This window comes from Bacteroides sp. BFG-606 (assembly GCF_024788145.1).
Classification (GTDB): Bacteria; Bacteroidota; Bacteroidia; order Bacteroidales; family Bacteroidaceae; genus Bacteroides; species Bacteroides vicugnae.
Window position 1 is genome coordinate 2,516,354 of sequence record NZ_JANUIL010000001.1, and the last position, 12,967, is coordinate 2,529,320.

General features: G+C 43.4%; 10 protein-coding genes and 1 pseudogene. 4 read left to right on the top strand and 7 right to left on the bottom strand.

What is annotated here, in order from left to right; all coding sequences use genetic code 11:
• Window positions 1-11 precede the first annotated feature (11 nt).
• A complete protein-coding gene (locus NXV01_RS09025; RefSeq protein WP_004301384.1) occupies window positions 12-356 on the top strand; it encodes a MerR family transcriptional regulator in 345 nt (114 codons plus the stop codon).
• A 7-nt stretch (window positions 357-363) separates the two neighbouring features.
• On the opposite strand, the gene NXV01_RS09030 is transcribed toward NXV01_RS09025, so the two are convergent.
• From NXV01_RS09030 to NXV01_RS09050, 5 genes are all read right to left on the bottom strand, one after another.
• Window positions 364-2,604 (bottom strand): bifunctional (p)ppGpp synthetase/guanosine-3',5'-bis(diphosphate) 3'-pyrophosphohydrolase, encoded by a 2,241-nt coding sequence (locus NXV01_RS09030; protein ID WP_008776780.1) that lies wholly within the window; start codon window positions 2,602-2,604, stop codon window positions 364-366.
• Between the two features lie 72 nt (window positions 2,605-2,676).
• Entirely contained in the window at window positions 2,677-3,972 is a 1,296-nt protein-coding gene (locus tag NXV01_RS09035) for a lytic transglycosylase domain-containing protein (RefSeq protein WP_259022224.1), read from the bottom strand.
• 33 nt (window positions 3,973-4,005) lie between these two features.
• Window positions 4,006-4,893, bottom strand: a complete 888-nt coding sequence (locus tag NXV01_RS09040) for a DUF5683 domain-containing protein (protein ID WP_148366463.1) — start codon at window positions 4,891-4,893, stop codon at window positions 4,006-4,008.
• A complete protein-coding gene (locus tag NXV01_RS09045; RefSeq protein WP_009000352.1) occupies window positions 4,894-5,784 on the bottom strand; it encodes a ParB/RepB/Spo0J family partition protein in 891 nt (296 codons plus the stop codon). It lies immediately after the preceding gene.
• An 11-nt stretch (window positions 5,785-5,795) separates the two neighbouring features.
• A complete protein-coding gene (locus NXV01_RS09050; RefSeq protein WP_122135576.1) occupies window positions 5,796-6,560 on the bottom strand; it encodes a ParA family protein in 765 nt (254 codons plus the stop codon).
• A 357-nt stretch (window positions 6,561-6,917) separates the two neighbouring features.
• Here NXV01_RS09050 and surE point away from each other — a divergent pair, with 357 nt between their 5' ends.
• The 3 genes from surE (at window position 6,918) to NXV01_RS09065 (ending at window position 9,841) form a co-directional block, all read left to right on the top strand.
• Window positions 6,918-7,685 carry a 5'/3'-nucleotidase SurE gene (gene surE, locus NXV01_RS09055; RefSeq protein ID WP_148366462.1) on the top strand — a complete coding sequence of 256 codons (768 nt, stop codon included), beginning with the start codon at window positions 6,918-6,920 and terminating at the stop codon, window positions 7,683-7,685.
• Window positions 7,686-7,828: 143 nt separating this feature from the next.
• A complete protein-coding gene (gene lpxB, locus NXV01_RS09060; protein ID WP_259011366.1) occupies window positions 7,829-8,965 on the top strand; it encodes a lipid-A-disaccharide synthase in 1,137 nt (378 codons plus the stop codon).
• Between the two features lie 93 nt (window positions 8,966-9,058).
• Window positions 9,059-9,841, top strand: coding sequence for a NigD-like protein (locus NXV01_RS09065; protein ID WP_148366460.1), 783 nt, complete (start codon window positions 9,059-9,061; stop codon window positions 9,839-9,841).
• Between the two features lie 102 nt (window positions 9,842-9,943).
• On the opposite strand, the gene NXV01_RS09070 is transcribed toward NXV01_RS09065, so the two are convergent.
• Window positions 9,944-10,792: a phosphatidate cytidylyltransferase gene (locus NXV01_RS09070; protein WP_195358420.1), complete on the bottom strand. Its 849-nt coding sequence runs from the start codon at window positions 10,790-10,792 to the stop codon at window positions 9,944-9,946.
• Window positions 10,793-10,808: 16 nt separating this feature from the next.
• Window positions 10,809-12,966, bottom strand: a pseudogene (gene ftsH, locus NXV01_RS09075) (ATP-dependent zinc metalloprotease FtsH).
• Window position 12,967: the final 1 nt, after the last annotated feature.

The window sequence follows — 12,967 nt, forward strand, 5'->3', positions numbered from 1 at the left end:
ACAGGAGTGCTATGCTTAATACAGATAAAGAATTGAAGCTATATTATTCAATAGGAGAGGTTGCCGATATGTTTGGAGTCAATCCGTCGTTACTCCGTTTTTGGGAAAAGGAATTTCCGCAAATCTCGCCTAAAACAGCAGGAAGAGGAATACGTCAGTATCGTAAGGAAGACGTAGAAACGATCGGACTTATCTATCATTTGGTCAAAGAGAAAGGGATGACACTTCCCGGTGCCCGGCAACGTTTGAAGGATAATAAAGAAGCTACAGTTCGTAATTATGAGATCGTTAATAAGCTGAAAGCGATCAAAGAAGAGCTTTTGGCCATTAAACGCGAACTGGATGGGCGGGAATAAATGAAAGCTATTCCTCTACACGGCTCACCTGTTTGATATTCTGTATTTTCTTCAGATTGTTGCAGATAGTTTTTACATCATCCACATCATGTACCCACAACTGGATTTTTCCTTCAAAGATGCCATCTTCGGTTTCGATGGTCAGCTTACGGATATTTACATTGAGCTGTCTGGAGATGACCTGGGTGACTTCATTCAAAAGTCCCATGTTGTCTATACCTTTTATATATATATATACCAGGAAAGATAGTTCTTTATGTGTATCCCATTCGGTCGCTAATATGCGGTTGCCATAGCTGCTCTTCAATTTGGCGGCAACAGGGCATTGGCGCTTGTGAATAATGATCCGGTCGTTTTCATCCACATATCCCAATACATCGTCACCGGGAATAGGATGGCAACATTCGGCCATGATATATTTCTTCTGCAAACTTTCTTCCGTCAGTTTGAGCACCTCTTTCGGGTTGATTTTTTCTTTTTCCTGCGGTTCTTTCTCTTCCTGCTTCTCTTTGCTATTGCCGAAAGAGAATGTCAGATATTTCTTCCAGTTACTGGTTTGCTTTTCTTTCAGTTCATTCTTGTCTGCTTCTCCCAGAACGATTGCTTTACTACCAATGGCAGCCAGCAACTCTTCCTCATTCTTGGCATTATGCAGTTTGCGTAGCTTTTCGATAACAGCTTCTTCCGGACGGACTTCCTCCTTTTTCAGAAACTCACTAAGGATTTCTTCTCCTATCTTCTGATTTGCTTTACGCTCTTTGCGGAGAATGGCTGCTATCTTGGCGCGGGCACGGGCAGTGGTTGCAAAAACTTCCCATTGCGGTTGTACGCGTTGCGATTTTGAAGTCAGGATTTCAACTTGGTCACCACTTTGCAATTTGTGGCTCAACGGCACTAATTTATGATTGACTTTAGCGCCAATACAATGGCTACCAATATCCGTGTGCAGGGAAAATGCGAAGTCGAGAGCCGTAGAGTTCTGCGGCATAGTCTTCAGTTCGCCTTTAGGAGTGAACACGAATATTTCGGAAGCAAATAAATTTAGCTTAATGGTATCCAGAAAGTCGATGGCATCCGGTTGCGGATCATCTAATATCTCCTTAATCGTTCTCAACCATTTTTCTAATTCGCCTTCATCCTCGCTACCTCCTCCTTCTTTGTATTTCCAGTGGGCTGCGAAACCTTGTTCGGCAACGTCGTTCATCCGTTCACTACGAATCTGGACTTCAATCCATTGTCCGTTGTTACCCATCAGAGTGACGTGCAATGCCTGATAACCATTAGCTTTAGGATGGCTGACCCAGTCGCGCAAACGGTCCGGATGGGGTTTGTATATCTTGGAAATAGAAACGTAGATATCGAAACAGTCGTTGAGTTCTTCTTCTTCATTGCGTGGTTCGAAGATGATTCGAACAGCCAGTAAATCGTATATTTCTTCGAAAGGAACATGCTTGGTCTGCATCTTGTTCCAGATGGAATAGATTGATTTTACACGGGCAAGTATCCGGTATTTCAATCCCATCTTATCCAGTTGGGTACGGATCGGGGCTGTGAAGTCGTTGAAGACCTTGTCACGTTCAGCGGCAGTAGCATTCAACTTCTCTTCTATTTCCGCATATTCTTCGGGATGTTCATATTTGAAGCTTAGATTCTCAAGCTCCGTTTTTATCTTATAGAGCCCCAAACGGTTGGCAAGTGGAGCATAGATGTAAAGCGTTTCGCCTGCAATCTTATATTGCTTGTTGGGTAACATGGAGCCAAGAGTACGCATGTTATGCAAACGGTCCGCTATCTTGATAAGAATGACCCGGATATCATTCGACATGGTGAGCAGTAACTTCTTGAAGTTCTCTGCCTGTGCCGAAGCACGGTCACCGAAGATTCCACCGGATATTTTAGTCAGTCCGTCCACAATCTGGGCAATCTTCGGACCAAAGATATTCTCGATGTCTTCCACTGTGTAATCAGTGTCCTCTACCACATCATGCAGCAAGGCTGCACAAATAGAAGTGGAACCGAGACCTATTTCATTGCATACAATGCTGGCAACGGCAATCGGGTGCATAATATAAGGTTCACCCGAACGGCGTTTGATTCCTTTATGCGCCTGATTGGCAAAGTTGAAAGCTTTCGTAATGATTTCAACTTTTTTGCGATGTTTAGTATTGAGATAGTCATTCAGTAGTTCGTGGAACGCCTGATTAATCATCTCTTCGTCAGCTATTTCTTTGGGGGCCAGATTATCCATAATTGTTATCCTTTCACTTGCTTAGTTCTGCAAAAATAAGCAAATTTCCGAACGATGCAAGCAGGAAGTTATTTATTTGTATATTTTCAATCGTTTTCCTGCTGCAATTTTAGTGTTAGACATTCCATTCCACCTTTGTATATCCTTGATTGTGACGCCATACTTTCCGGCGATAGTGGATAAAGTGTCTCCACTTTTTATTGTGTAATAGGTCAGTTTCCCCTTACCGGCAACTGCTGTTGTCGTTTTACGGGTTGCAGGTGTAATATCCTTTACAGCAACGGTTTTGCGGTTGCGGAACAACTCATCGGCACGATGTGCATAAATCGTATCTTGCTTATCGATAAAAGTACTGATCGCGTCGATAGGGAGTCTTAGCGTATAAGGTTTGCTGTCACCCGGAATCATTTGCTTCTTATATTGCGGATTCAAACTCTTGATCTGATCCAGAGGTACATTACAAAGGTCAGCGATTTGTTCGAAGTGCAGATTTTGGTTTACTTGCACTGTGTCAGTACTTGCCGGAATATTGGTTTCCATCGGGCAGATATTGTGGTCGCAGTAGTAAGCCATCACGTAGTTGGCAGCGATAAAGGCAGGCACATAACCACGCGTTTCTTTAGGCAGGTAATTGTAGATTTTCCAATAATCAGTTTCGCCATTGGCACGGCGGATTGCCTTATTGATTGTACCGGGCCCACAGTTATAAGCAGCAATTACCAGATTCCAGTCTCCATAGATATCATACATTTCTTTGAGATAACGAGCGGCAGCCCAAGTTGCTTTAATCGGGTCACGACGTTCATCTACCAGGCTGTTTGATTCTAAACCATAAATCTTACCTGTACCAATCATAAATTGCCACAGACCGGAAGCACCTGCACGTGATACGGCTGATGGGTTCAACGCAGATTCGATAATCGGCAGATATCTTAGTTCCAGTGGAAGTCCGTATGCATCCAGTGCTTCTTCAAAAATAGGCATATAGAAGTTGCAGGCACTTAGCATGAAAGAAACCTGATTGCGCAAGCGTCCTGCATACATATCGATGAATTTGCGGATAATATCATTATAAGGCATTTCCATGATGGCCGGGATGCGTGACAAGCGGTCGATATAGACAGAGTCACTGAATAAAGGATTGATTTCAGCCGTACTGCAATCCTTGCCTAAATCAATATAATTTTTAGCTTTCCAGTCATTCAACAGACTGTCAAGTGGATAAGTCATACTTTTAGGCAGGTCGATGCTTTCTTTGCGTTCAGTTCCATTTTCACGAATCACTACATCTACACTTTGCGCTTTTACCTGCGACGTGGCCACTAGTAAAAGAAAAATAATCGAACAATAGCTAACTAATTTCTTCATGCTTCAATAATAAGATCAATCTAAATTGTGTTTTTAAAATCGTAATACGCATTGCAGGCCAACCGACTTGTTTTTAAAGCTGTTGGAGCGGAACTGGTTGTTATTATCAATAACGGCCGGCTCTACTTTCATACTCAAGTCGGGGGTTATATCGAAGTTGGATAACTCCGCATCTACATAAGCGTCGATGATAGAGATCAGGTAAACTCCGATAAATGCAAATATACTAAGGTCCCGATAACGACGGAACATATCTTTTCTTCTTTTTAAGGTGTTTTTCAGCTGCTCTTCATTATAAGTGGAGTTCGGGGGCAACAAATCCTCGTAACTTTTGGTGTTCGGATTGCTGTCCATGATGTCCAGATAGGCTTGCGAATAGTCTTTGTACATCTTGCCGTTCCAGCTTAACGCGTAGGCACAACCTGCAAACCCTCCATATATAATAGGTAGTTTCCAGTATTTACGATTGTAAATTTGTCCTCCACCGGGGAATACGACTGCCAACCAGGTAGCTTTGGTCGGATTCGGGATAAATATCTTCTTGTTAATATCTTGAGTCGTTGGCGGTACACTGTCGGTCTTTACAACAATCGATGACGGCTGTTCTATCTTTTTCAGCTCTTTCTTGTTGGCTGCGTCCAGACTGTCTGCTATCTGTATCTTGGCAGCTGACAAGCTGTCGATGGCCGGAAGTTCTTTGGAGGGTATGATCCGGATAGAATCCTGTCTTGTCGAATCCTGTGCAATCGGTTCGCGATGCCTTCGTGCACGGGCTTTCGGTGCTTCACGCTGTATGATTGTTGTATCTTTCCGTACTGGAGTAACAGTGGACTGTGCATACACATCAATCCCTGCCACCTGTAAAAAACAGAGAAGCAGGGCGCTGACTAGTAACTGGTATTTCTTACTTTTTCTTGTCATTTACTTCTTTAGCGTATCGAAGATTTCCATGATACGTTCCAGTTCCTCCTCGTTACCGAAAGGAATACTGATCTTTCCCTTTCCCTTTTCAGAGCAGGTGAGTTGTACCTTGGTGTTGAAAAAGCCAGAGAGTTGTTGCTTCAATAAGTTGAACTCTTCGGGAAGTTTGGCACGTTTCGGTGTTATTTTCCGCGTACCGCTTTTCACCGCTTCTCCTTCGCTTAATGATTTAACAATTTCTTCTACTTTGCGGACTGAATATCCGTGCTCTTGTATTTCTTCGAATATTTTAACTTGTAGTTTCGGGTCGCCTAATGAAATCAGCGCACGGGCATGTCCCATGTCTAACTGCTTGTTTTGCAGGGCCATCTGTATGGGAGCCGGCAATTTTAGTAAACGCAGGTAGTTGGCGATTGTCGTTCTTTTCTTTCCGATACGTTCGCTAAGACGTTCCTGTGTCAGTTCATACTGATCGAGCAGATGCTGGTAGGCAAGTGCGATTTCTACGGCATTCAGGTCTTCACGCTGGATATTTTCAATCAGCGCCATTTCCATCATGTTTTCGTCGTCGGCGGTGCGTATATAAGCAGGGATTGTTTTCAAGCCTGCTCTTTGTGAAGCGCGATAACGACGTTCTCCCGCGATGATCTGATATTCATCGTCCGAGAGTTTGCGTAAAGTAATAGGTTGGATGATACCGATTTCCGCAATGGAATCAGCCAGTTCCTGCAACGCTGTTTCGTCAAACTCACGGCGGGGCTGGTTAGGATTGACAGTAATCTTTGCCAGCTCTATTTCATTAATGGAAGAAGACCCTTCGGTTTTCACATCATCCATTGAGAGCAAGGCGTCTAAACCGCGTCCTAATGCATTTCTTTTTTGTGTTGCCATATCTTCTTCTTTTATTTATTTCGGTTGATAATCTCTTTTGCAAGAGCCAAGTGGTTCTTGGCACCGGTAGATTCCGCATCGTAAAGGATGGTCGGAACACCGTAGCTGGGAGCCTCGCTCAATTTTACATTTCGTTGAACAACGGTATTGAACACCAGTTCTTGAAAATGCCGTTTCACTTCGTCATAGATCTGATTAGCCTGACGCAGACGAGAATCATACATCGTCAGCAGGAAACCTTCGATCTCTAAAGCCGGATTCAGTTTCGACTTGATGATTTTAATGGTATTCAATAGTTTGCTGATACCTTCAAGAGCGAAATATTCAGCTTGAACGGGAATAATCACCGAGTCCGCTGCCGTTAGGGCGTTGATCGTGATTAGTCCTAATGAAGGAGAACAGTCTATCAGAATATAGTCATATTCTTTCTTCAAAGGAGTGAGTACTTCCTTCAGTATCTTTTCTCGGTTTGGGAGGTTCAGCATTTCAATCTCTGCCCCTACAAGATTGATGTGCGAAGAGATCACTTTCAAAGAATCAATCTCCGTGTCAAGGATAGCGTCCTGTACGTTGGCTCTGTCAATAATACACTCATAGATAGTGCATTCCGACTGCTTGATGTCTACTCCCAGACCGGAAGAGGCATTAGCTTGCGGGTCGGCATCTATCACGAGTACCTTTTTTTCCAGTGTAGCAAGTGAAGCTGCGAGGTTAATCGTAGTCGTTGTTTTTCCTACACCACCCTTTTGATTGGCCAAAGCAATAATTTTTCCCATATTCTCTAAATTTATTGGCAGCGAAATAAGTGATAAATCCTTAGAGCGCCTACGAAAAAAGAGAAACTTTGCAATTTCTGTTGATAAGTCGCCTGTTTTGTTAATAACTGTCGGACGAAACGGTTACAAAACTTCAACAGGTTGCATCATCTACTTTTCTCTTTAACGAGCTTGCAAATATACATATTTATATTGGATATCTATTTCTTTTTTTGCTCGCTTGCAGAAGATTAAGATTTGTAAACGGGTAGGAATGGGGTGGAAAGAGACTTTTCGATCTGATGCAGGGAGGTGTTTGGCGGTACGGCTTCTTTTTGTTACTTTTGTGCGAATATAAAAAAGGAAAGGATTGAAGATATGGAAAATGAAAAGCCGTTGATACTTGTTTCAAATGACGATGGCGTGATGGCTAAAGGGATTAATGAACTGGTGAAGTTTCTTCGCCCTTTGGGAGATATTGTGGTAATGGCACCTGATGCTCCGCGTTCGGGCAGTGGTTGTGCGCTGACGGTGACGCAGCCTGTTCATTACCAGTTAGTAAAGAAAGAAGTAGGTTTAACTGTTTATAAATGTTCGGGAACGCCGACCGATTGTATCAAATTGGCACGGAACACAGTGCTCGACCGGACACCGGACTTGGTAGTCGGTGGTATCAATCATGGGGATAACTCCGCCACTAACGTGCATTATTCCGGCACGATGGGAGTGGTGTTCGAAGGTTGTTTGAATGGAATCCCTTCTATTGGCTTCTCTTTGTGTAATCATGAACCTGATGCCGATTTTGAAGCTGCCGGACCTTATATTCGCAGTATTGCCGCCATGGTACTGGAAAAAGGACTTCCTCCTTTGACCTGCCTGAACGTAAATTTCCCGAATACAACCGATATCAAAGGAATCAAAATCTGTGAACAGGCAAAAGGTCGTTGGACGAACGAATGGGCTGCCTGTCCCCGTCTGAACGATCCGAATTATTTCTGGTTGACCGGCGAATTTACCGACCACGAGCTTGAAAATGAGAAGAATGATCATTGGGCTTTGGCAAATGGCTATGTTGCTATCACTCCGACCACGGTTGATGTGACAGCTTATCACTTTATGGATGAACTTAACAAATGGTTTAATTAGTTGATAAATGATAGGTGATAAGCGATAGATGTTGAGTTGAGAATCGGTTACAAGACACGACTTAGTGGTTGTCATGTTTTAATTTTCACCTATCATTTATCCCCTATCACCTATCATTTATCCCCTATCACCTATCAACTATTATGAAGTATTATTTGATTGTCGGCGAAGCTTCCGGCGACTTGCACGCTTCTCATCTGATGGCTGCCTTAAAGGCCGAAGATCCGCAGGCTGATTTCCGGTTTTTCGGAGGTGATTTGATGGCTGCCGTTGGAGGAACGATGGTGAAACATTATAAAGAACTGGCGTACATGGGGTTTATTCCCGTGTTGCTCCATCTGCGCACTATCTTTGCAAATATGAAGCGTTGTAAAGAAGACATTGTTTCCTGGCAACCGGATGTTGTTATTCTGGTGGACTATCCGGGATTCAATCTGGATATAGCCAAGTTTGTCCATGCAAAGACACAGATTCCGGTTTATTATTATATTTCTCCGAAGATATGGGCGTGGAAAGAGTATCGCATTAAGAATATAAAACGAGATGTAGACGAACTTTTTTCCATTCTTCCTTTTGAAGTAGATTTCTTCGAAGGAAAGCATCAATATCCCATTCACTATGTTGGAAATCCTACCGTGGATGAGGTGGTGGCCTATCAGGAAGCTCATCCGAAAAATAAGGATTTGTTTATTGCGGAGAATCAACTGGAAGATAAACCGATAATAGCTCTTCTTGCAGGTAGCCGGAAACAGGAAATCAAAGATAATCTGCCGGATATGTTGGAGGCGGCTTCTGCTTTTCCTGATTATCAGCTTGTTCTGGCGGGTGCTCCTGCCATTGCTCCCGAATATTATAAAAAATATGTAGGAGAGGCGAAAGTGAAAATCATTTTCGATCAAACCTATCGTTTGTTGCAACACGCAGATGTGGCTTTGGTCACTTCAGGCACGGCTACTCTTGAGACGGCATTGTTCCGTGTTCCCCAAGTCGTTTGTTATCACACTCCGATAGGGAAAATAGTTTCCTTCTTGCGGCGTCATATCTTGACCGTGAAATTTATTTCGTTGGTTAATTTGATTGCCGACCGTGAAGTGGTAAAAGAGCTGGTGGCGGATACGATGACCGTGAAGAATATGCAGAGTGAATTGAAAAATATCATTGGAAATGAAGCATATAGAAATGAAATGCTTTCGGGATATGAATATATGGCTGAACGGTTGGGACCTGCCGGTGCTCCCCGTCGTGCAGCTCGTGAAATGCTGCATTTGTTGAAAAAATAACTTTCTTTTTCTGAATAAACGTAAAGCCGATGCAGTAATTGCACGGCTTTTTTATTTATTAAGCAGAAGACTAAAAAAGAAAGGAAAAAAGATATGAAAAAATTTAAGTGGCTTTTAGGAATGTTGTTATTGGCATTAGTGCCAATGTTGCAATCATGTGATGATGATGGCTATTCTATCGGAGACTTTAGCTGGGACTGGGCGACCGTTCGTGCAACCGGTGGAGGAGGCTATTATTTGGAAGGTGATCGTTGGGGATTGATTGATCCGGTTGCTACTTCCATACCTTGGTTTAAACCGGTGGACGGTGAACGTGTAGTGGCTTTTTTCAATCCTTTGTATGACATGGAAGGAGGAAAAGGAGTTCAGGTGAAGATGGAAGGTGTACAGGAATTGTTGACAAAGGAAGTAGAAGATATGACCACAGAGGAAGAAGCGGTGGAATTCGGCAATGATCCTATCCTGATTTATCAGGGTGATATGTGGTTGGGAGGAAAATTCCTGAATGTAATTTTTCGTCAGGAACTGCCTCGCTCGGAGAAACATCGTATCAGTCTTGTGCAAAATAAGATAGAAACGGGAGAACCGTCAGAACCGGGAACATTGAATGTGGCTGAAGATGGTTACGTACATTTGGAACTGCGTTATAATACGTATGAGGATGTAACCGATTATTGGGGATGGGGACGAGTTTCTTATAATCTGGAAAAGTTCTTCCCAACGGAGAAAGATTCTGAATCAACAATGAAAGGTTTTAAAGTGACCATAAATTCAAGAGAACATGGAGAAGGAAGAGTGATCGTTCTTGATCTGGATCATCCGGTAGGTGTGCCGGAAGCTGCGAAGGATGTACACTCCACTTCTTCGATCCGATAACCTAACTATGATTTACTGTGTGTGAAAAAGGTCGGGATACTTCTATCGAAGTTCCCGACCTTTTGTATTGTGTGCAATTCTAATCGATGAGAAAAACTCCTGTTAGAACCACGTTAATGCATATAGATAAACGACTGCTGCCGGTATAGCCATCAAAGAACTGTCAAACCGGTCGAGCATCCCTCCATGTCCCGGAAGGATATTTCCCGAATCCTTTACGTGCAATTGGCGTTTTAGCAATGACTCCGTCAGGTCGCCCCATGTGCCAAATATAACCACTACCAATGCCAGTCCTGCCCATTCAATCATTGACATAAATGGGAAGTAGTGAGCAAGTATAAAAGATACTCCGATTGCTACAACTCCGCCGCCGATAGAACCTTCCCATGATTTTTTCGGGGAGATGCGTTCAAAGAGTCGGTGTTTGCCTATCAGTGAACCGATGCAATAAGCACCCGTGTCATTCAGCCAAAGGAAAATAAAGATGGATAACGGTAGAATCGGATTATAGCTTATGCTACTGAATTCCGACGCTGGGTCGTTATGGAAAGCCAATACATTTAGCAAAGCAAAAGGCAGGCCGATATAAAGTTGGCTAAGCATCGAATAAGCCCAGTTAAGTACCGGGTTCTCCTTTTTCAGATACAATTCGCTAATCATCATGTAAAGCAATAAAAGCACATACGGGATGAATATTTTCGAATCGGCTGCATCAATGCAGAATCCCATGATTGCGAGGAATAAATAAGCCCCGCCGAGCATATTAATGGTTTTGTTTATCTTGACTCCTTCTGCGCGCATATTTACCAGCTGTGCAAACTCATAAATAGTCAGTGCACTGATAGCGGTGAACAGAATGCCAAAACTGAATGCATCATAAAGGATGCACCCTACCAAGATGGCAACGAAGAGTACACCTGTAATAGCTCGTTTTATGAAATTATTAATCAAAATCTATTCGTTTTAATTAGTTGGACTCGTTAGCTTGTTCTTCTCCATTAGACTTACCCTCTACGGTAACTTTGCCTTCCACTGTAACCTTGTTACCCGCTGCGGCAACTTTGGTGTCAATGGGTGCTTGTTCCTCTGCAGTATTTTCAGCTTCCTCTTCTTTGATTTCTTTTTCTTCTTCTTTCAGCTTTTGGGCAAGTTCCCTTTCAGCTCTTGCAGCATCCTGGCTTTCTTTAGCAGCCATGATTTCTTCCGAACGCGAAGCCCAGGGGCGTTTGCCGAAGATACGTTCAACGTCTTCTGCGAAGATTACCTCTTTGTCAATCAGTAATTGTGTCAGTTCGTTGTGACCTTCTTTATGCTCTGACAGAATTCTCTTGGCGCGTTCATACTGTTCGTTCACCATTCTCTTTACCTCTTCGTCAATTAGTTCGGCTGTCTTTTTCGCTGTATGGACGATTGAAAGAATATTCATCGTTGTTGTAATAACATAAATTCGGCAGCTTGTCGCTCATACCTAAATAAGCAATCATACCATATGCCTGTTTGGTCACTCTTTCCAAGTCGTTCATGGCACCAGTTGAAATGCGGCCAAGGAATAAATCTTCAGCGGCGCGTCCTCCTAAAGTGGCGCACATTTCATCCAACATCTGCTCCTTAGTAGTAATCTGACGTTCTTCCGGCAGATACCAGGCAGCTCCCAATGCACGTCCGCGGGGAACGATAGTTACTTTAATCAACGGATTGGCATATTCCAATAACCAGGAGATAGAGGCGTGTCCTGCTTCATGCAAAGCGATGGAACGTCTTTCAGCTTCCGTAGTAATCTTGGTTTTCTTTTCCAGACCACCGATGATACGGTCTACCGCATCCAGAAAGTCTTGCTTGCCTACAAATTTCTTTCCGTGGCGGGCAGCAATCAGTGCAGCTTCATTGCAGACATTGGCGATATCCGCACCCGAGAATCCCGGAGTTTGGCGAGCCAGCAAGTCTACATCAACACTATCGTCTATTTTGATCGGGCGCAAATGCACACCAAATACTTCTTTACGTTCATTCAAGTCAGGCAGATCCACATGTATCTGACGGTCAAAACGTCCTGCACGGAGCAACGCTTTATCAAGTACGTCTACACGGTTAGTAGCAGCGAGGATAATCACACCGCTGTTGGAACCGAAACCGTCCATCTCTGTCAATAACTGGTTCAATGTATTTTCACGTTCGTCATTTCCTCCCATTGCAGGATTCTTGCCACGAGCACGTCCTACGGCATCAATCTCATCGATAAAGACGATACAGGGAGCTTTTTCTTTAGCCTGTTTAAACAAGTCGCGAACACGGGATGCACCTACACCCACAAACATTTCCACGAAGTCAGAACCTGCCAGTGAGAAAAAAGGAACATTAGCTTCACCCGCCACAGCTTTGGCAAGCAAAGTTTTACCGGTTCCCGGAGGGCCTACCAGCAATGCTCCCTTAGGGATCTTACCTCCCAAATCCGTATATTTCTGCGGTTCCTTCAAGAACTCTACTATTTCCTCTATTTCTTGTTTAGCTTCTGCCAAACCCGCTACATCCTTAAATGTAATCTTGATGGCTCCGCCTTTTTCAAAAAGCTGGGCTTTTGATTTTCCTACGTTAAATACACCACCGGGGCCACCACTGCCACCTCCGCTCATACGGCGCATGAAGAAGATCCATAACGCTACAAGCAAGACAAGCGGGAGTATCTGAATCAGGATTGCGGGGAAAATATCCGATTTGGGCGGATAGTCAGAAGAGCCGTCAAAATGACCGGCTTCCTTTTCTGCCTGCAAAAACTCTTCCAGTTTATCGGTAGATGGCGTTCTACTTGTAATGATAGGGTTACGTCCTACTTTGGTAGAATCTGCTCCAAAAACAGCTCCTACAGCAGTCGGTTTAAGAAAAGCTTCGATTGACTTATCTTCATAACCCAATACTTTGCTTACATAGCCCTTTTTTACGTAGTCCTGAAACTCACTGTAAGTTACAGCTTTGCTTCCAGCTCCCTTTGAATCACTGCCCCACCAGAGGCCGAGAAGCATAAGGGCAATAATCATATACATCCAGTTCAGGTTGAACTTAGGCATATTAACCTTATTGTTAGGTTTATTGCTATTGTTATTATTGCTATTATTATTGTCCATAATCATT